General features: G+C 40.1%; 23 protein-coding genes. All 23 read right to left on the bottom strand.

Annotated elements, in window-relative coordinates; all coding sequences use genetic code 11:
• Positions 1-82: 82 nt before the first annotated feature.
• Positions 83-778: a 30S ribosomal protein S2 gene (rpsB, locus tag QE450_RS05930; protein WP_069327352.1), complete on the bottom strand. Its 696-nt coding sequence runs from the start codon at positions 776-778 to the stop codon at positions 83-85.
• Between the two features lie 228 nt (positions 779-1006).
• Positions 1007-1636: an MltG/YceG/YrrL family protein gene (locus tag QE450_RS05925; protein WP_307297770.1), complete on the bottom strand. Its 630-nt coding sequence runs from the start codon at positions 1634-1636 to the stop codon at positions 1007-1009.
• Entirely contained in the window at positions 1633-2232 is a 600-nt protein-coding gene (locus tag QE450_RS05920; RefSeq protein WP_273615793.1) for a DUF6115 domain-containing protein, read from the bottom strand. Before QE450_RS05920 ends, QE450_RS05925 begins: the two co-directional genes overlap by 4 nt.
• Before the next feature lie 29 nt (positions 2233-2261).
• Positions 2262-2573, bottom strand: a complete 312-nt coding sequence (locus QE450_RS05915) for a hypothetical protein (protein WP_273615792.1) — start codon at positions 2571-2573, stop codon at positions 2262-2264.
• 25 nt (positions 2574-2598) lie between these two features.
• Positions 2599-4005, bottom strand: a complete 1407-nt coding sequence (locus QE450_RS05910) for a flagellar assembly protein A (protein WP_273615791.1) — start codon at positions 4003-4005, stop codon at positions 2599-2601.
• A 34-nt stretch (positions 4006-4039) separates the two neighbouring features.
• Positions 4040-4828: a FliA/WhiG family RNA polymerase sigma factor gene (locus tag QE450_RS05905; RefSeq protein ID WP_273615790.1), complete on the bottom strand. Its 789-nt coding sequence runs from the start codon at positions 4826-4828 to the stop codon at positions 4040-4042.
• Positions 4829-4843: 15 nt separating this feature from the next.
• A complete protein-coding gene (locus QE450_RS05900; RefSeq protein ID WP_273615789.1) occupies positions 4844-5293 on the bottom strand; it encodes a hypothetical protein in 450 nt (149 codons plus the stop codon).
• Positions 5294-5296: 3 nt separating this feature from the next.
• Positions 5297-5794, bottom strand: a complete 498-nt coding sequence (locus tag QE450_RS05895) for a chemotaxis protein CheD (RefSeq protein WP_273615788.1) — start codon at positions 5792-5794, stop codon at positions 5297-5299.
• On the bottom strand, positions 5787-6413 hold the full coding sequence (locus QE450_RS05890; RefSeq protein ID WP_273615787.1) for a chemotaxis protein CheC: 627 nt from the start codon (positions 6411-6413) through the stop codon (positions 5787-5789). Before QE450_RS05890 ends, QE450_RS05895 begins: the two co-directional genes overlap by 8 nt.
• Positions 6414-6417: 4 nt before the next feature.
• Positions 6418-6879 (bottom strand): chemotaxis protein CheW, encoded by a 462-nt coding sequence (locus QE450_RS05885; RefSeq protein WP_204824557.1) that lies wholly within the window; start codon positions 6877-6879, stop codon positions 6418-6420.
• Between the two features lie 27 nt (positions 6880-6906).
• A complete protein-coding gene (locus QE450_RS05880; protein WP_274170304.1) occupies positions 6907-9009 on the bottom strand; it encodes a chemotaxis protein CheA in 2103 nt (700 codons plus the stop codon).
• Between the two features lie 44 nt (positions 9010-9053).
• Positions 9054-10571 (bottom strand): protein-glutamate methylesterase/protein-glutamine glutaminase, encoded by a 1518-nt coding sequence (locus QE450_RS05875; protein WP_307297761.1) that lies wholly within the window; start codon positions 10569-10571, stop codon positions 9054-9056.
• A gap of 26 nt (positions 10572-10597) precedes the next feature.
• Positions 10598-11482: a MinD/ParA family protein gene (locus QE450_RS05870; protein WP_273615784.1), complete on the bottom strand. Its 885-nt coding sequence runs from the start codon at positions 11480-11482 to the stop codon at positions 10598-10600.
• Positions 11479-12828 carry a flagellar biosynthesis GTPase FlhF gene (gene flhF / locus QE450_RS05865; RefSeq protein WP_307297758.1) on the bottom strand — a complete coding sequence of 450 codons (1350 nt, stop codon included), beginning with the start codon at positions 12826-12828 and terminating at the stop codon, positions 11479-11481. The genes QE450_RS05870 and flhF overlap by 4 nt, the downstream gene beginning before the upstream one ends.
• The gene (flhA, locus tag QE450_RS05860) at positions 12825-14858 is read right to left on the bottom strand and encodes a flagellar biosynthesis protein FlhA (RefSeq protein ID WP_273615782.1); all 2034 of its coding nucleotides are present in this window, start codon (positions 14856-14858) and stop codon (positions 12825-12827) included. The genes flhF and flhA overlap by 4 nt, the downstream gene beginning before the upstream one ends.
• Positions 14859-14885: 27 nt before the next feature.
• Positions 14886-15974 carry a flagellar biosynthesis protein FlhB gene (gene flhB, locus QE450_RS05855; RefSeq protein WP_307297755.1) on the bottom strand — a complete coding sequence of 363 codons (1089 nt, stop codon included), beginning with the start codon at positions 15972-15974 and terminating at the stop codon, positions 14886-14888.
• A 25-nt stretch (positions 15975-15999) separates the two neighbouring features.
• Entirely contained in the window at positions 16000-16791 is a 792-nt protein-coding gene (gene fliR, locus QE450_RS05850) for a flagellar biosynthetic protein FliR (RefSeq protein ID WP_273615780.1), read from the bottom strand.
• Between the two features lie 11 nt (positions 16792-16802).
• Positions 16803-17072, bottom strand: coding sequence for a flagellar biosynthesis protein FliQ (fliQ, locus tag QE450_RS05845; RefSeq protein ID WP_069327369.1), 270 nt, complete (start codon positions 17070-17072; stop codon positions 16803-16805).
• 37 nt (positions 17073-17109) lie between these two features.
• Positions 17110-17877: a flagellar type III secretion system pore protein FliP gene (gene fliP, locus QE450_RS05840; protein WP_204824565.1), complete on the bottom strand. Its 768-nt coding sequence runs from the start codon at positions 17875-17877 to the stop codon at positions 17110-17112.
• Positions 17874-18404 (bottom strand): flagellar biosynthetic protein FliO, encoded by a 531-nt coding sequence (locus tag QE450_RS05835; RefSeq protein ID WP_273615779.1) that lies wholly within the window; start codon positions 18402-18404, stop codon positions 17874-17876. The genes fliP and QE450_RS05835 overlap by 4 nt, the downstream gene beginning before the upstream one ends.
• Positions 18405-18416: 12 nt before the next feature.
• Positions 18417-18782 (bottom strand): response regulator, encoded by a 366-nt coding sequence (locus QE450_RS05830; protein WP_069327372.1) that lies wholly within the window; start codon positions 18780-18782, stop codon positions 18417-18419.
• Between the two features lie 27 nt (positions 18783-18809).
• Complete coding sequence (gene fliY, locus QE450_RS05825; RefSeq protein ID WP_273615778.1) at positions 18810-20099, bottom strand: flagellar motor switch phosphatase FliY; 1290 nt, start codon at positions 20097-20099, stop codon at positions 18810-18812.
• Entirely contained in the window at positions 20089-21087 is a 999-nt protein-coding gene (gene fliM / locus QE450_RS05820) for a flagellar motor switch protein FliM (RefSeq protein ID WP_273615777.1), read from the bottom strand. Before fliM ends, fliY begins: the two co-directional genes overlap by 11 nt.
• Positions 21088-21107: the final 20 nt, after the last annotated feature.

Raw genomic sequence — 21107 nt, 5'->3', positions numbered from 1 at the left:
AAAAGGGCAGTGAGAGGTTATCCACCTGCCAACCACCCTTTTTATTTTGTCATTCATTTAAAGACAATATGAATAGAAACAATTATGCAGTTTGCTCGCCTTGGTTAGCTTCAACCACAGCATCAGCCATTTTTCCAGTCAACAATTTAACAGCGCGAATCGCGTCATCATTACCAGGAATAACATAATCGATTTCGTCTGGATCACAGTTAGTATCAACGATACCTACGATTGGAATACCCAATTTACGTGCTTCTGCAACAGCGATACGCTCTTTACGAGGATCGATGATGAACAACGCGCTAGGCAAACCTTTCATGTTTTTGATACCGCCCAAGAATTTCTCAAGACGATCTTTTTCTTTGCGAAGCAAGATTACTTCTTTTTTAGGAAGAACTTCGAAAGTACCGTCTTCTTCCCATTTTTCCAACTCTTTCAAACGATTGATACGTTTTTTGATCGTTTCAAAGTTAGTTAGAGTTCCACCCAACCAACGTTGGTTGATGTAGAATTGACCAGAACGCTCAGCTTCTTCTTTAACAGAATCTTGAGCTTGTTTTTTCGTACCAACGAACAATACTGTACCGCCGTCAGCAGCGATGGATTTTACAAAGTTGTAAGCTTCGTCAACTTTTTTCACTGTTTTTTGCAAATCAATGATGTAAATTCCGTTTCTTTCTGTAAAAATGTAACGATCCATTTTCGGGTTCCAACGACGTGTTTGGTGACCGAAGTGTACGCCAGCTTCTAAAAGCTGTTTCATGGAAATAACTGCCATATCCATGTACCTCCTATTATTTTGGTTTTTTGTGTGCCTCCGCAAACGTCAACTTTCGGTAAAACTTTTCGTCTGAAAAGCACCTTTACCTGAAATCAGAATGCGTGTGTTTTAACACCATTAGTTAATATATCACATCAAATAGCTATTGCGCAACACCCAAATTGATCATTATGTATATGGGATCATATTCAGACGTGAAGCCGTCTTAATAATGCAGTAATCACATTATTGAGACGGCTCATGTGTAATCTTATCAATAATCGAATCCAGATCTTCACCCGCATTTAGCGTAAAAGTACCAACCTGTAATTTAGTATTGGCTTTGAGTTCTGAAACACGATTCACAAATTCTTTTTGACTGTTGATCACACCTTCTGTTTTTAAATTATAAGCGATATCATTAAGCATTTCTCCGCTTGTAATCTTAAAAGTAGTTGGTGTATTCGGTTGTGCCGGAGAACTTGGATTACTTGTTTTAGGCGTTGTTGAATTAGTGGTCGTTTTGGTTTCTTTAGACTCTGGTGTTGTCGGATCTTCTGGCGTCGTCGGTTGCTCACTGGTCGGTTCTTTTGTAGTAGACTGACCGTTCGCTTTTTCCTTCGCCTGTTTGGCTGCTTCTTCTTTTTGCTTTTCTTCTTGTTGCAACTGTTTCCACTCGTCGCTACTATAGACTTTCTCTGTTGAAGCATACACCTGCATATTTTGAGCTTGAGCCGCTTCTCGAATCTGCTCAGCTGTTAGCTGTGTACCATCAAGCATCGTTTGTCCTTTGCCAATATTGAAAAGTTGAAGCAATACAGCACCAATAATAATTCCTATTCCTATCCCAATCATCAAAGAACGGTTTTTAATCACGTATGATCCTCCTGTTTGGCCAACTGCAAAATCAATTGAACTTCGCCACGTTGTAAACCTACCGTTTTGGCTATTGTATCAATTGACTTCCCATTTTTGTAAAGGGCAAACAGTTCTTGATAGCGATCCTGAATACGTTCTGTCGTATCTGCTTGCTGTTCTACAATTGGCTCACTATGCTCTTGCGCCATTCGCGCAGCTGACTCTCGTAACGCATCTCCTTGCGTTCCTGTGCCCTGTGATGGCATATAAGAAGGATTCTGCGTAGGAGGTATCGGCTGAGCAACAGGTTGCATTATAACAGGATCTGGCTTTTGTTCTAACTGTATCAAACGTTGTCTCATTTCGGTTAACTGCTCTTGCAGCGCTAATTGCTTCGCTGTAGACTCTTGTTTGATTTTGGAGACTAGATCAATAATCTCTTCGTTCTCTTTCTCGATCTCGGCCATATAATGTTCCAATGTATCCTCTACTTTATCCACAGTAGCCATAGACTGAGCGGTAGCTGCCACATTACGAGCTTTGGGTAACAAAAATCCATATACAATCGCGACTGCCCCGATCAGAACAATATATATCCATCCTGGCAAATTCATTCAACTCACTTTTTATGTGGTTTACATTTTTAGAAAGACAAATCGATATTCTTGCCTTTGTAAGGATGTTCCGCTGGCGTAGCTTCAGGAGTAGGGTGTTCGTCTGATTGATGCTCGCTCGCCGTATGATGATGTTCTCCAGCTTCTCCATCATGAATAAAGTTGGAAGACGACTCGCTTACTTCTCCACTACGGTTACGCATACGCTCTGTATGCTCATTTATTTGCTCGGCCAGTAAAGTCTGATCAATCGCTGGACGCAACAAGTGCGCTTGTTGAATTTTACTCACTTCACTGGTTCTAGGAATAGCAATTTGCAATTCAATATTTCGCATACTCATTTCAAACACCCCACCTTATGGTCAATTAATGGTTGGAAACCATCACAATATCACCATCATCATATGTGAAGCTAACACGTTCAGAGGTATCCTTAATATATTTGGTATATCGACCGATCACAACTTTGGAACCGCCAAAAATCGTATGAATCACTTCAACTTTGGCTTTTGCTGATTCTTCAAGTGTTCTTTCAATTTCCCAAATACTTTCTTTGATTTCATCATGTTCACGCAGTTGGCTTTTTTTAGTCGCCGATAATTTAATACGCAAAGCCAATTTGTCTGAACCTAGTTGTCCAGCAGAAGCAAGCTGATCGAGTAAATGAAGTGCTTTCTCTGTTTTTTCCAAATTTTCCACATGCGTTTTTAATTCTTTACGCAACACACCTAATTGATTGCGTAGTTCAGGCAATACGCCTACTTCAATATCCGTTACTGTAAAGCTCGTATTACCAATGGTTCGCGCAACAACTGTTTCACCTGCTTGTAATTGTCCACCTACAATTAACCCTTTAGGTCCATTACAGAAAATACTTTTACCAGCACGCACGTTAGAATGCATAATACTTTGAGAAACAATTACCGCTTCACCAGCTTCTACATTTCCATCCTGGATAAATGAACTTTTGACATTGACGGCTGCTTTGACCAGACCTTTATGATAACCGATCACTCCGCCTGTGATTTCAATTGAACCACCAGCTTCTAGCTCTGCGCCTTCTACACCGCCAACAATTCTAATATCTCCAGATGCTTTAACGCGAAAATTAGATAACACATTACCACGAATAACGACTGTTCCTACAAAGTCGATATTACCTGTATGGTAATCTATATCTCCGTTAACTTCATACACAGGAAATACATTAATTTTACTTTTTTCGGTTAAAGATATCATACCATCCAAAGCAGCATATATAACGGTATGTTCAGGATTTAATACAATATTTTTACCTACTTTAAATCGAGCTTCTTTACCTGCTTTGTAAGGAATAGGTTCTCCTGTAACAGATATTCCATCTTGCCCTGGTAAAGGATCGATTTTTTTACCGATCATTTGTCCTTTACGAACATTGTTCAGTTGTACTAATTCTTTGTAGTCTACTTTACCATCTTGAGTTTCGAGTGGTCTTCTACCAACATCATCAAATGATACGGTATATTCAATTCTTCCATCTATTCCATTCACTGGCTTTTGTCCTTGAGCAACGATCACTTTGTCCAAAGTATAAGCTTCAGGATTGCTAGAAATTTGTTGTAAGATGATTGAATCAATTCCATTACTCAAGCCTTGCGTACGCAAAAATCCCTCCAGTTGTTCGGCTGTGCATTCAAATTCTTGATCAAACTTAGTAAATTCAAGATAGGCGACAGATTTATCATCAGAAAAAATAACTTTTAAATACGGGTCTATTGCTAATTGAGAGGTCACGCCTAATTCACCCTTTCATACAAGTAGCGGCGTCTCACATGTCTTGCATTAATAGACCTTTTTGCTTATCCAGTGCTCCACGTAATCGTAGAATAGCTTTGGAATGAAGTTGAGAGATTCGTGATGGTGATAATGACATGACTTCAGCAATCTCACTGAGTGATAGGTCTTCATAATAAAGTAGTGATACAACCGTTCTCTCTTTATCGGTAAGCTTTTCAATACCTTTCATAAGCGATTCTTTAAGTACAAAATCGTTTACAGTACGATCTGGATTTTTGGCTTTCTCATCTACGATCAAAGACATTCTTGTTTCAGACTCTTCTTCACGAATAGGATCTTCCAATGAAGTAATCGTCATAACCGCTACGTCTTGAAGCATATTTTGAAAGTCTTTTTCTGTAATATCCAAATAGTTACTAATTTCTGCATCCGATACAGAACGTAGATATTTTTGTTCCAATTGCTGATAGGCGTCTTCAATTTTGCGCGCTTTCTCACGTACCGATCTTGGAACCCAATCTCCTTGACGAAGACCATCCAATATCGCACCACGTACTCTCCAAGAAGCATATGTTTCAAATTGAAGTCCACGTTTATAATCAAACTTTTCAATTGCATCAATTAAACCCATAACTCCATTACTCATCAGATCATCTTTAGAGACATTTTTGGGTAATCCAATTGCAAGGCGGCTGGAAACATATTCAACGGTGCCATAGTAGTTTTCAATTAGCTTCTTCTTGGCTTCGACGTTTCCATACTCCTTCCACTGTACCCACAACTCTGAATGATTTAGATGGGTTGCTTTTTGCTCGCTCAATTGCTTTCACCCTCCTTACTTTTGTGTCAGGTGACGAACAGCCTTCGCCATTTCCTCCGGATCTTGTTGCTTGGTTGAAACCAGTTTGGGTGGATTAAGAGGAGCAAAGCTATCCTTTTCCACTGTGTCTGTTGGTTTCGGTGTTAGTAAGTCACTTAATTCCTGATCTTGATCAGGTGTGACTACATCAAATTGGCTGCCTCTATTTGGATCATCTGCGGAAACAGAAGTTGATTCATTTCCCGAAGAAGTAGGGCTAGAAGGCTTATTCGATGTTGCGCTTGCAGGATTGGCTAGAATCCCTAAAACAAAGCGCAACACGAATGCCAAGAAAAACCATAATGCGAATCCTAAAACCCCTCTAAATAAACTCGTGGTCCATAAATTGTTTTCGATAGAAGCAAAAAAAGTAATCAAAAAACCGATAAAGCCTAACCAGAGATTAATTTTAATATTCCCTACCATAGGCTATAATTCCTTCTTACCCATTTGTACACTTCTTATGAACAAAATCCCAGAAATACAATCCATCTCTATGGTTCGTCCGTAATTAGCGCCAGTGTCCTCTGCTAACAATGGAATTTTGTACTCTTCTAAAAACAATTTACATGCTTCCACATTACGAGGACCAATTCGCATGTGATCACCACCACTAGAAAAATTAAACATTTGAGCACCACCAGCCATTTTGGCAACCAATCGTGAGCGTGAAGCGCCAAGCTCAGTCATTTTGCGAACTAATTCTGGAAGTGCAGTATCTGCGTATTTTGCTATATTCAATTGTCCGTCTCTAGCAATATCCGATGAAGGAAGCATCACATGAGCCATCCCTGCAAGTTGAATGTTTTTGTCATATAGCGTTAGGCCCACACAAGAACCAAGTCCCGTCGTTCGAATAATTCCGGATGTTTTCACGACGTTTAAATCCGCCATACCCACTTTAACAATGTTTTGCTCTTCAATCATCAGTCAATGGAACTCCTAATGATTTGAAAATTTTATCAAAAGATTCAGGGTCCGGAATCAAGAAAAACTGCCCTTCCACTTCTTCTTTTCCTTCTAAAAATGTAGTATCGATCAACAACGCATCGTCACCCATTTCTCCGAATTGGATCAGACCGTAGTTCAAAATTGCGCCTGCCATATCCATTGCGAGTCCAGGCACTGTAGGTGTCATTGAAAGTTTGGTAAAGTCTGCTAATGAAGATAAATACGAACCTGCCAAAATATTTCCAATTTCTGAAAGTGCAGATTGTTCCATCTCATTAAAAAATTCTTCATCGCTGGCTTCAATCCCTGCTAAACGATGAAGCAATCCTTTACCTGCTTCAGGAGTTAGAATAAAAAACAAATTGCCCGGTGCTTCACCTTCTACACGAAAGAAAACAGCAAGAACGATTTGTTCAGGTCCGCCAACTTTATCAGCGATTTTTTCAAAAGGTAGAATTTGAACTTTCGGTACTGCCATATCAATCGGTTTATCTAAAAGCTGGGAAAGGGCAGTGGCTGCATTGCCTGCCCCTATATTTCCCACTTCTTTTAGAACATCCATTTTGAACCCTTCAAGATTACCAAAAAGGTTCATAAGCTTAATCCTCGATATTTTCTAGTTGACTGACTTCGCTTCGGTTCAAGACTTCAGCAAGGTTAAGCATAATCAGCAGCCGTTCTTCGTCCAGCTTAGCAACTCCATCAAGATATCTTGCTTTCACTCCGCCTACAACTTCTGGCGGTTTCTCAATACGTCCGCGATCTAAATCTACTACATCGTTAGCTGAATCTACAATAAATCCAACTTGAGTTGTATCTACCTCTACGATGATAATACGTGTTTGATCGTTATATTCATTTTCTGGAAGGTTAAAACGACCACGAAGATCGATAACTGGAATAACCACACCACGTAAATTAATAACACCTTTTACAAAATCAAATGTTTTAGGTACACGCGTAATAGGTAACATACGCTCAATCGTTTGTACTTTATCTACTTCAATACCGTATTCTTCTTTTGCAAGTTTGAAAACAATAACTTTTATATCTTCTGCCATGGTAAATCCTCCTTGTTATAAACTACATCACTTGATAAATGCATTCGGATCAATAATCAAAGCCACTTGGCCGTCTCCAAGAATCGTTGCTCCTGAAACGCCTTGAATATCTGGAAGATATTTGCCCAAGCTTTTCAGAACGATTTCGTTTTGACCAATGAAGTTCTCAACAGCTAGTGCTGCTAGTTTGTCACCTTTACGGATTACAACAATCTCTGTTTCTTCCTCTTCACGCTCATCAAAGTCTGGAACTTCGAATACACGACTTAGTGAAAGTAACGGAATATGCGTTTCACGATAAGGAATCAATTGACTACCATGCAAATCACGTACCTGTTTGGATTTGATAATGCCTGTTTCCACAATCGAAGTTAATGGAATCGCATATTTCTCCGAACCTACGCGGATCAACATTGCTGAAATAATGGACAATGTGAGTGGTAGTTGTACAGAGAACTTGGTTCCTTTACCTGGTGTGGAGTATACCGTTACATGTCCACCAAGTGATGAAATTTTGGATTTAACCACGTCTAGACCTACACCGCGTCCAGAAATATCAGAGATAACTTCTGCTGTACTGAATCCTGGTGCAAAAAGAAGTTGGTATACTTCTTCATCTTTCATTGTGACCGATTGCTCTTGAGTCACAACACCTTTTTTAATTGCGCTTTGAAGAATCTTATCGCGGTAAATCCCACGTCCATCATCTTCAATTTCGATAAATACATGATTACCACTATGGAATGCGCTTAGTTTGACTACACCGGTCTCGTCTTTACCTGCTGCAATACGATCTGCAATTGGCTCAACACCATGGTCAACTGAGTTACGCAATAAATGCACCAGTGGATCACCGATTTCGTCGATAACTGTGCGGTCTAGCTCGGTTTCAGCACCTGTGATAATCAAGTCTAGTTTTTTGTCTAATGATTTGGCCAAATCACGTACCATACGAGGGAAACGGTTAAACACTGTGTCTACCGGAACCATTCTCAATTTCAGTACGATATTTTGCAAATCACTACTTACACGTCCCATATGCTCGACAGCATCTGTTAATGCAGGTACTTTCACTTCACTAGCCAATTGCTCTAAACGTACACGGTCAATTAGCAATTCGCTGAATAAGTTCATAAGAACATCTAGGCGATCGATATCTACGCGAATTGTGCGAGATGGAGCAGCAACTGGAGATTTCGCAGCTGCTTTTGCTTGTGGTGGTGCTACTACTGCTTTATCTTCTACTACAGGAGCTGAAGTGGAAGGTGTAGCTTCTAAAGATACTGTTTCAGCAGCAATTGGAGATGATTGATTTGCTGGAGCAGACATTTCTTTCAAAGATTCTGCATCCAAACGTGTCATCGTTACATTCTCAATCTCAGATACGCCCAGAATCATCGTTTTAAGTTCATCTTGATCTTTTTGCGTAATGTAATACAGAGAGAAGCTACGATCGAATTTGTCTTGTTCGATATCTTGTGTAGACGGTTCGGATTTGATGACTTCACCGAAACGCTCTAACATATCGAATACCATGTATGCGCGAACCGCTTTTAATTGACAATCTTCACGAATAAAAACTTCAACGTAAAGTGCTTGATGACCTTCAGACATCGATTGTTCAATAACAGATTGCTGGAACTCATCCAATTGGATTCCTTTGCTCTCTTGAACAACTTCAGCATCAGCAGTTACAGCAGACGGTGTTGGCGTAGCAGCTACAGTTGCTGCCGGTGCAGCAGGTGTCATTTCTCCGCGTACAATCGCTTGCAGAGATTCCACGATTGCTGTTACATCCGCTTTACCTTCTCCACCTTGTGTAATGTCTTGAACCATGGATTCCAAAGCATCTAGACTTTTAAATAATGTATCGAAAATAAATTCTTGCATGGCTAATTTTTCATTACGTACCAAATCAAGTACATTTTCCATTTGGTGCGTCAATGCTGCTAAATCTTCAAATCCCATTGTTGCAGCCATACCTTTAAGCGTATGTGCTGAACGGAAAATAACTTGGACAATCCCAAGGTCAGCCGGGCTGCTTTCCAATTCCAGCATTTTTTCATTCAACGATTGTAGATGATCGTTCGACTCATCAATAAACATGTTTAAATATTGATTCATGTCCACCGTGAGACACCTCCTCCATAAGATAGCATATAGCTTGTTGTAAACTATTTAACGATTTGTATAAGTTTAGGCGCAATTTCTGGCAGTGGGAGCAGATGATTTACACATCCGAGCTCTACAGCCGACCGCGGCATTCCGTACACTACACAGGTATCTTCGTTTTCTGCGATGGTAGAGTTTATACCGCTATCATATAAATTTTTCATTTCTCTTGCGCCATCGCTTCCCATACCGGTCATTAGTACAGCATGACGCTGTAGATCGGTAAAAGGTTGGATAGAGGCAAAAAGCGTATCCACTGAAGGGCGATGTCCATTGCGTGGTGGTTCTTGAGAAAGCTGTATTCGGTAACTTCCTTGGCTACGAGTGACTGTCATATGATAGCCACCAGGAGCAATATAAGCTGTACCTGCTTGAAGAACCATTCCCTGTTCTGCTTCAACCACAGTAATACGACTTAAACTGTTCAAACGCTGTGCCAGAGATCGTGTAAAATTCGGCGGCATATGCTGAACAATCACAATCGGAGCCGGGAAGTTAGCCGGAATATTTTCTAGTAAGCTTTTAAGCGCCCTAGGACCGCCGGTAGAGCATCCAACTGCTACCAGTTGACGCCAAGGAGCTGTGTTACGTTCAACGGCTGCTGGGCGATTTAACGCAGGCGTAGCCGTTGGTGGTGAAGAAGGTGCTACTGGTTTTTCGATTTCTTTTTTGAAAACAGGTGCTACCGGCGGAGTAATAACCGGTTTTGTTCGTTTTGGTTCTTCTTCGCGCACAGGTTTAGTTGGAAGTTCCGGTTGCTTTTTAGCCGGAGTTCCAGTAACAAAAGATGGCTTGGACACAGGACGTGTATCAGCGGGCTTAGGAGCTACTGAACGTTTATCTTGCGCTGTTTTATCTGTTGATACTTCTGGACGTGAAGGACGTACATTTGTGTTTGGAGTCTGTGGTGCCGGTTTGACCTGAAAGCGCTCTGGACGACCTTGATCCAGACGTTTGTCAGCGTCGCGTTTTAATAGTTTTTTCTCAGAAGGTGCTGCCTGAGGCTCTGTGGAAGGTTGTTGACCTTCTTCGCGCAGCTCTTGACTGTCTTGCAGATATGGCGACGGAGCAACGTCAGCCGCCATGTTTTTTTGTTCAGCCCGTTTGCGGTTTCTTTCCAGTGCATGAACAGCGGTATGAAGTTGTCTGCGTAATTGTTGCCCAACTTCTTCGATATCTTGCGAATTACTGACCGAAGGCTTACGGATAAAGTCAAAAGCTCCGTTCTCCAACGCCATAATTGTTTCTCGCATACCCTGTTCATTAATGCCTGATAACATAATTATCGGCAGAGGACGCTGAGACATTATAATTTTTAGTGCTTCCAGACCATTCATTTCTGGCATTTCTACATCCATTGTAACAACATCGGGTTTAAGTTCGACTACTTTTTTAGCAGCTTCACGCCCGTTATTTGCAGTATCTATTACTTGAAACAGAGGATCTGTCTCAATTAAATCTGAAATGATTTTTCTCATAAAAGGAGAATCGTCAACAACTAATATTTTATAAGTTGCCATTATCAGCACCTCTGTTCCCTACAGAATCATTTAGTCCGTTTGAGCCATTTTTGCATAAATCCTTTGATTCCTGTTAAGGTTCCTTCTGAACTTGCATTTGGTGCAACCATGTAGCGTTGAGCCAACTGTTGAATGTCTTTAGAAGCAAGACATCCTGGAGAGTAAATTGAAAAAGGAACTTGTTTTTTTACGGATTGACTAACATGAGAATCGTCACTTACAAATCCCAAAAGCGGAATTTCCAAGTTCAGAAAGCGGCTAGTAACCAATCTAATTTTGTCTGATGTTTGTACGGCTTCTTTTTCATTTTCAGCCCGGTTTACTACTAGTTTGAAAGACACATCTTCTTCCATACCATGCACCACTTTAATCAAAGCATAAGCATCTGTAATCGAAGTTGGTTCTGGAGTAGTCACTACTATACATTCGTCAGCTGACATAATAAATTGTAGTGTTTCTTTTGATAAACCTGCGCCGGTGTCAAACAAAATGTAATCCATGTCTGTGGCGACTTTCTGAATCTGATCTGTAAAATAGATCAAATCTTTATCAGATAAAGAGAACAATGAAGACAGTCCAGACCCACCTGCAATATAAGGTAATGATCCTGCTCCCTTTTCAATAATCTCGTTGATCTGTTTCTCTCCGCTAAGCAGATGAGATAAATTGAATTTAGATCGCACACCCATCAGTACATCGATATTCGCCATTCCAATATCGGCATCAAATACCAGTACTTTCCGCCCTAGTCGCTGAAGTGCAAGCGCAAAATTAAGCGTGAAATTCGATTTCCCTACTCCACCTTTACCGCTAGTGATTGTAATAAACTTCGCACTGCGTGGTTCTGTTTGAGGAGGTTGCACCGTTTTAGACGACATCAAATTTCTTAATGATTGGGCTTGATCCATCATGGCAATATCTCTCCAAGTAATAGATTAGCGAGAAAATCTGGACTTGGCATCAACAGATCGTCAGGTACATTTTGTCCATTGGTCATATATGATAGACGTAATGGATATTCCTGAAGAAGATTGAATAATGCACCATAGCTTCCTGTTTCATCTGCTTTGGTGAAGATCACTTTGTCCAATGGGTATTTGCTGAAATGTTCTGTGATCGTTCTCATATCTTCCGTTTTGGAAGTAAACGATAACACTAGATACGTCTCACTATTTTCCAAAGGAGCCAACAAACTTTGTAATTCAGAAACAAGTAATTCGTTACGGTAGTTACGTCCTGCCGTATCCATTAGAATCAGATCACATTCAGCTAAACGTTGTAGTGAGCGCTGCAAATCTCCGGGAGATTGAACCACTTCTAAAGGAACACCTAAAATAGAAGCATAGGTTCTAAGCTGCTCTACTGCCGAGATACGATATGTATCCGAAGTAATAAAACCTACTTTACGTTTATATTTGAATAACTGTTCAGCAGCCAACTTTGCAATTGTAGTCGTCTTACCTACTCCCGTAGGACCTGCGACGTATACAATTTTGGTAGAAGTGTTGATGCCTCCACCGATGCGTGATTGCGTAAACTGTTCGATCTGAAATTTCATTGCTGCTTTGGCATCTACCGTAGTAATTAATTCAGGCGCTGGAAATTGCCCCATCGCTTCGCTTAACCACGTATCTAGCAGTTCTTGTTGAATGCCTTGTTTCTTTAAACGATCTGCGATTTCGATCAATGATTCAGGTAATGCTTCCATTTCTTTTTCGCGGCTCAATTCAGCCATCATTTTTTTCATTTCACGCAATTCTTCAAACAACTTCTCTTGTTGAAGTCCATCTGCTGACCCATTATATTCTGAGACGCGATGTACAGATTCCTCAGGTACTAAAGGAATATGCTGTAAAGTTGGTTGCGGAATCTCCGGTACCGATGGATTAAATGATGGAGCTGGTGCTGAAGAAGCTACCGAGTTACCTTCTGCTGACTGGGTTGGTTCTCCAGCAAGTGCTTGGCGCATCGATTCAGCAAAAGCTTCGCTTGATTTGCGATAAGCATCCGGTACTACACGTTTAGGTACAGCAGAGGCAGCCGGAATAATCGTTTCTGGCTGCGCTTTGACTGGTTCAGAAGCTTGCTCTTTTTCTACTGCGGCAATGACTTCAATCTTTTTCTTCTGAAACATTCCTAGAAAACCACCGGTTTTTAGCTCTTTTGTACTTAAAATTACAGCATCGCTACCAAGATCAGTTCGAATTTTTAACATCGCATCGGGCATTGTATCAACGATATATCGTTTTACCCTCATAAGTTCACCACCCCGACACTTTGAATTTCAACGTTAGGTTCAAGTTCACTGTAAGAAAGAACCGGAATATCCTGCATCGTGCGTTCAATCACTTGACGCAGATACATGCGTATAGCTGGCGAAGTCAAAACGATCGGTTGTTGTCCCATTTGTAACAGTCGATTTACTTGTTCGTTCATCTTCTGATACATCGATTGAGTCGATACCGGATCAAGTGCCAGATAACTTCCTTGTTCAGATTGCTGTACACTTTCGGCAATCTTTTTCTCCAGATTAGGTCCTACTGTAATCACACGTAGTGTTTCACCCTGGCTTGTAAATTGCTGCGTAATTTGTCGGGATAGAGCTTGACGTACATATTCAGTTAATACATCTGGATCTTTGGTATATGTTCCATAATCGGCAAGTGTCTCGAATATTGTAACCATATCCCGAATAGAAATTTTTTCTCTTAGCAATTTAACGAATACTTTTTGCACATCCCCTACTGCTAACACAGAAGGAATCAAGTCATCTACAAGTACAGGATAGTTCTCACGTAAGTTGTCAATAAGCGCTCTTGTTTCTTGACGACCCAGTAATTCGTGACAATGTTTTTTGATTAATTCTGTCAAATGCGTAGCTACTACAGAAGGTGGATCAACAACGGTATACCCTGATAACTCAGCGCGTTCTTTTGTTAATTCATCTATCCATAATGCAGGCAATCCAAAAGCTGGTTCTAAAGTCTCTATACCCGTAATCGAATCATCATCAAACCCAGGACTCATAGCGAGATAGTGATTTAGTAGTAATTCACCACCACCTACAACATTTCCTTTAATTTTGATGACATATTCGTTCGGTTTTAATTGAATATTATCCCGAATACGGATAACAGGTACCACAAGACCTAGTTCTAGCGCACATTGACGACGAATCATAATAATACGGTCTAATAAATCTCCGCCCTGTTGCGTATCTGCAAGAGGAATCAAACCATATCCAAATTCAAATTCGATTGGATCAATCTGCAATAAATTGATAACACTTTCTGGACTACGTACTTCTTCAATCTGCTGTTCTTCTTGTTGCTGTTCTGCTTCGACCACTTTTTGATCCAGATTCGACTGCATCTTCCGAGCAGCAAATACTAACAGAATAGCTAGAGGGAATGTTGTAATAAAGTGAATCGGTGTAAAAATACCTAACAGTGTAATTACGCCTGCTACGATATATAACAATTTGGGATATGAGAATAGTTGTGAAGTGATATCATCTGCTAAGTTACCCTCAGAAGAAGCACGGGTTACAATCAGACCAGCAGCTGTGGAAATAAGCAATGCTGGAATCTGGCTCACGAGACCATCACCAATTGTTAAAACAGAATACGTTGAAAGTGCATCAGCGAATGCCATTCCGTGAACAGTCATCCCGATAATAAATCCACCAATTAGATTAATTAAGAGGATGATAATACTCGCAATAGCATCCCCTTTAACAAATTTACTCGCACCATCCATAGCTCCGTAGAAATCGGCTTCACGTTCGATTTTGCTACGACGTTCTCTCGCTTGATGTTCATTGATAAGACCTGCGTTCAAATCAGCATCAATACTCATCTGCTTACCAGGCATAGCATCGAGTGTAAAACGGGCTCCAACTTCTGCTACCCGTTCCGAACCTTTGGTAATAACGATAAATTGTACAACCACAAGAATAAGGAAAACTACAAATCCAATAGCGATTTGTCCACCAGCGATCCAGCTACCAAATGTAGCAACAACTGAACCCGCATCCCCTTGTCCCAAAATCAATTTTGTTGTAGATATATTCAAAGCCAGCCGGAATAATGTAGTGATTAGCAACATAGCTGGGAAAATAGAAAATTCTAATGCTTCTTTCGTATTCATTGCAATTAAAAGAATAATCATTGCCAGGGAAATATTTATAATTAGCAATATATCGAGTAGCCATGTCGGGATCGGAAGAATCATCATCATAACAATTCCTATGACACCCGCAAGCACAACCAAATCTTTAGTTTTCAATGCTATCCAGCCCTCCGATCCCCTGGTTTACTTTGTTTTGCCTTTCATCTTGTACACATAAGCAAGAACTTCTGCTACCGCTTGAAACAGATCTCCAGGAATAGAATCTCCAATTTCTGATCGAGCAAACAACGCTCTTGCAAGCGGTTTGTTCTCCATCACGACAACTCCATGTTGTTTAGCTAGTTCTCTTATTCGCAGGGCGACGTAATCTTGTCCTTTTGCGATCACTTGCGGTGCAGCCATCTGACCATTGTCATATTTCAAAGCTACTGCAAAGTGAGTCGGGTTAGTGATAATAACGTCTGCATTGGGAACGTCCTGCATCATTCGCTGCATCGCCATTCGGCGTTGTCTTTCACGAATTTTCCCTTTTATCAACGGATCCCCTTCCACTTTTTTATATTCATCTTTAATATCTTGTTTGGACATCCGTATACCTTTATTGTGCTCATATCTTTGATACATATAATCAAAAATAGCAAGTACCAGTAAAGCCACCCCTACTTTGATTCCCAAGTTCATTGTTAATCCAGCTGTGTAATGAAGAATCGCTTCTACAGACATAAATGCTGTTTTGGATAATTCATGAGAAGCACCGGATAACGTCTGATAGACTAAATATCCTATTACTGAAAGTTTTAATATTGATTTTAAAAACTCAACAACCGAGCGCATAGAAGCAATATTTTTAAACCCTTTAATAGGATCAAGCTTGCTGAATTTAGGCTGTATAGGTTCTCCAACTAACAAAAATCCAACCTGTGCATAGTTGGCAACCAGAGCAAGTACGACGACTACGCCAAATACCGGTGATACTAACAACATAATTTGTATCGCATATTGACCTAGCATCTGCATAATATTAGCAACGGTAACATCTGTAGATAAACGATGTAGAAAAGAATCTGTGAATAGCCATTCAATTCGTTTCATAAAAAAACTGCTAAACATCATCAAAGAAAATAATCCACCTAGCAATACAGCAGAACCAGGTATATCCATACTTTTGGCAACTTGACCTTTTTTACGAGTTTCTTGCTTTTTCTGAGATGTTGCTTCTTCTGTTTTTTCTCCAGAAAATAATTGCAGATTGATCCGTAATCTGAATGCCAATTCACAACCTCCTTCCAAACGAAGTTTATTGTGGTCTGTTACCTACTACTTTTAAGAACGATTGCATTGCTTGAAATAATTGACCAAACAAATGTTCAAACAGATATCCAAAGCTTGGAGTTAACAGCATTAACATAAAGAGCCCAAGAATAATCTTTACAGGTACACCGATAACAAAAATGTTAAATTGCGGTGCACTACGTGCAAGAAATCCAAGTCCTACGTCTGTTAAAAACATTGCTACTACAATCGGAGCAGCCATTTGAAAAGCAATTAAAAACGAATTGCTAAATGTTCGTATCAAAAACTCACTCATCGAGCCGTCCATCATCTTACTCATAATTTCAGAATCAATCGGAATCCAGTCATAACTGTAAAGTACAGACTGAATTAAATAATGATGACCATTCATGCTCAAAAATAAAAGCATTGCAATCATATATTTCAGATTACCGAATAGAGGTGAAGAAGCACCTGTTAATGGATCAAGTACGCTAGCGATACCAAAACCTGTTTGAATATCAATAAACGCACCAGCCATTTGTATAACAGTAAACATTAAATATGCTACATATCCAAGCATCAAGCCAATCATAACTTCTCTCATCACGAGCAGAATATAAATTTCAGGGCTTTCGGATACCGTTACCGTTGTGCTTTTGATCAGATAAATCAGAAGCGAGATAAAGAATGCAATGCCTACTTTAAACGTATTTGGAACCCCTTTTGATGAAAAGACGGGTGAAACTACAAAAAAAGCAATCATTCGACAAAAAACAAGCAAAAAAACAGGAAAACTTTGCTGTAACATCTCCATAAGCAATCAGCCTAACCGACATATTTGTATAAATTGTCGAGAATATTATACGTGTAATCTACTAAAACACTCAGTATCCATGGACCGAATAGCAGAAGTGCAAGCATAACAGCCACGATTTTAGGTACAAAGGCAAGCGTTTGCTCCTGAATTTGCGTAGTCGCCTGAAAAATACTTACTAATAGACCGACTACAAGTCCAAGTACAAGCATCGGTGCGCTGACTTTGAGTACTGTATACACTGCCTGTCCCGCCATACCGATGATAAACTCCGAACTCATGATTAACCTCCCTTAATTAGGAACATCTCTAACTTCGCTAATTGAAGCTGAGTAAGAGGGACTTAACGACCAAATACCATCCGTCTACGAGAACGAACAGTAAAATTTTAAACGGTAATGAGATCATAATCGGCGGTAGCATCATCATACCCATAGCCATCAGTACACTGGCGACTACAATATCAATAACTAGAAACGGTATGAAAATCATAAAGCCCATTTGAAAAGCTGTTTTCAATTCACTGATTGCGTAAGAAGGCACCATAACCGTAAGCGGAATATCTTGAATATTGCTAGGTTTTTCTGCACCAGTGTAATTGAGGAAAAGAAGTAAATCTTTTTCACGTGTATGTTTGAACATAAATTCTTTAATCGGTATTTCAGCAGCTTTCAAAGCTTCCGTCTGTGTGATGCTACCTTTTAAATAAGGTTGAAGCGCTGTTTGATTCATTGTTGATAATACCGGCGACATTATAAAAATAGTTAAAAATAAAGCCAGCCCCACCAATACCTGGTTAGGAGGCATCTGGTTAGTCCCGAGCGACGTCCGGACAAAGCTGAGCACGATAACAATACGTGTAAAACTGGTCATTAAGACCAAAAATGCTGGCGCAACACTGATAATGGTAAGCAGCAACAGGATAGATAACGAGCTAGTTGCTGGTGCTGCATCTCCTGAGCCACTATCATTGCCGATCTGAATATCAATATTAGGTATCGGATCGGCAGTGGCAAATGCTGAACTTACAGATGTCAGACTAACGATAAAAAGCAGTACGAGCGTTATAATCAGCTTTTTTTTCATGAATCCCTCGACCGATCTGTAGAGTTTTCCTCCTTCATCAGCTCTTCCATCTTCTGTTTGCGATTTGGAATTTGGCGCAGCTTGCTTTCAAATACTTCTTGAAAAGCTTCTGTTTCGCCTAATTCCTCTTCTTGTACATCCGATTTTGGACGAAATCTTTCACTGATTTTGGAGATCAGTGGAGAAAGAATATTTTTCTGCTCCACCGCTTCTGTCTGAAATGAATTGATAATCAGCATAGCTTCTTCTGGATCAGAGATTTTATCTACTAACGTAATATCATCTCCAACACCAACTAAATATATACTGCTACCAATTTCAATAACTTGTAATGATTTATTTGGTCCCATTGCTACCCCGCCGATTGTGCGTATTGCACGACGTGATAACCAGGTTTGACTTTTGCGACCAAGAAATTTAAGCAATAAAATAATGAGCGCTATAATTACAGCCAAGACGATTATAACCCAGACTATGCTTAGGAAATAATCGCCTGTTCCTCCCATTGTGGCTGTTTCACCTGACATGGGAATAATCTCCTACACGCCAAGCGTTTTGCTAATAGCTTCGATAACGCGGTCAGCCTGGAAGGGTTTAACAATAAAATCTTTAGCTCCTGCTTGAATAGCATCAATAACCATTGCTTGTTGCCCCATCGCAGAACACATAATTACTTTTGCAGCTGCATCTAGCTTTTTAATTTCTTTAAGAGCAGCGATACCATCCATTTCAGGCATTGTGATATCCATAGTAATTAAATCAGGACGCAATTCTTTAAATTTCTCGATAGCTTGTGAGCCATCTTGTGCTTCCCCCACTACTTCATATCCGTTTTTACTCAAAATGTCTCGAATCATCATTCTCATAAAAGCTGCATCGTCCACGATAAGAATTCGGTTTGCCATTGATTTAAAATCCTCCCTAAATGATCATTATTGTATTTTTTGAATGCGGTCCCATTGGCTGATGATATCCGTAACACGAACACCAAAGTTTTCATCAATAACAACAACTTCGCCTTTGGCGATCAGTTTGTTATTTACAAGGATGTCTACTGGTTCACCTGCCAATTTGTCTAGTTCAATAATTGCGCCCTGAGACAATTCGAGGATATCTTTAATCTGCTTTTGGGTTCTACCTAATTCTACGGTTACTTTGAGCGGTATGTCCATCAATAAGTTCAAATTATTTTCATCCATGTTTGTTACTGATGGTGATTGGAAGTTTGCAAATTGAACTGGTTGAACATTAACCTCTCGTCCAGCCATACCACCGTAATGCTGTGGAGCCTGTGGTGGATAAGGCTGTGGCGGCATCGCATACCCTGGTGGATACTGCGGATACGGCGGGTATGGTGGATATGGTTGTTCAGGCGCTCCATATGGAGGCTGTTGGCCATAATCCGGTTGCATACCAGGTTGTGGCATAGCAGGCGGTGCAACGGGTTGCTGTGGAGCCTGTTGAGGTGGTACGGCAGCCGTAGGTGCTGGTGGTGCGACTGGAACTTCTGGTTCGGCTACAGTTTCTTCAACACCTCCATTAATTAATATATCTACCATATATTTAGCAAATTTGACTGTCAACAATTGCATGATTGTAGAATCAATCAAATCACCAATCAAAAGTCGGAATGAGATTTTGATTAATGTCTCATCATTAGGAAGCATGGTTACCCCTTGATCATTGCTTACATCAAGGATATCAATTCCCGGTGGTGAAATATTAACAAAGCGGTTAAAAATAGTAGACATTGAAGTTGCAGAAGAACCCATCATCTGATTCATCGCTTCTTGAACAGCACTAATATGAATCTCATTTAATTCTTCGTCTTTCGGATCTCCTTCGCCGCCTAACATCAGATCAGCGATTACCTGTGCATCTCTTGTTTGAATTACTAATGAATTGATACCTTGAAATCCATCTACATATTCAACATGAACAGCAACATGTGGTTTTGGAAATTCATTTTCAAACTCAGGACGTGTGATAATTCCTACTTGAGGAGTTGTAATATCTACTTTTTGTCCAAGTAGTGTAGATAAAGCTGTCGCTGCACTACCAAAAGTAATATTACCAATCTCACCAAGAGCATCCTGCTCCATAGGAGTCAAAAAGTCGTCTACCGTTTTGACAGACGATGACGAAGAAGTATCATCATCGCTTGCAGACTGTTTTAGCAAAGCGTCGATTTCTTCTTGTGACAAATAATCCTTACTCGTCAAAATCTTCCACTCCTTCACTCACAATTTCATCAATCTGTATAGCTACCCGGTCTTTTACAGTTCCCGGACTACCAATAAATTTAACTTTGTTACCAATTTTGATCGATAAAGCATCATGTACCGGTTTGTTTAAAGAAATCACATCGCCTATCGATAACCCGATAAACTCCTGAATAGATAAGTTTGATTCTCCCAATTCAGCAATAACAGGCAATGTAGCACGATTCACACGATGTTGTAGAGCTTCTACCTCTTCAGGAGCAGGCTCTTTTTTCTGAGAAACGAACCAGTGATGCGCAGATAGTTTGGTCATAATTGGTTCAATAACTACGTGAGGAATACATAAGTTGATCATTCCTGTAGTATCACCGATTTTGGTGCTTAGTGAGATCAAGGCTATCGTTTCATTGGGTGAGACAATCTGCATAAATTGAGGATTGGTCTCTAGTGCTTCCATTCTTGGTGAAAGATCAATAACGGTTTTCCACGCTTCTTGCAAACTATCAAATGTACGGCTGAACACTCTTTCGATAATAGTCGTTTCAATTTCTGTCAACGCATTTATTTTTGAAGGAGCGTTTCCTACACCACCAAGTAAGCGATCTAACATCGCATAAGCAATATTAGGATGAACTTCCATAACCATTCTACCTTCAAGTGGTTCAGCTTCAAAAATATTAAGTATCGTCATTTTAGGAATAGAACGAATAAATTCATCGTAAGGAAGCTGTTCTACCTGTACAACGCTAATTTGAACAAAAGTACGAAGTTGAGCAGAAAAATAGGTGGTCAGATATCTGGCAAAGTTTTCGTGAATCCTTGTCAAACTTCGAATATGATCTTTCGAAAAACGGACAGCCCGTTTAAAATCATATGCTCTAACCTTTTTCTGTGTATCTTCTTTTTTTAGTTCTTCTGCATCCATCTCACCGGAAGAAAGTGCTGCTAGAAGAGCATCTATCTCATTTTGGGATAATACATCTACCATAATCTCACCCCCCTTGCTAG

The sequence above is a fragment of the Paenibacillus sp. SORGH_AS_0306 genome, from assembly GCF_030819345.1.
In the GTDB taxonomy this organism is placed as follows: domain Bacteria; phylum Bacillota; class Bacilli; order Paenibacillales; family Paenibacillaceae; genus Saccharibacillus; species Saccharibacillus kyungheensis.
This window is presented reverse-complemented; position numbering and strand designations above follow the sequence as displayed.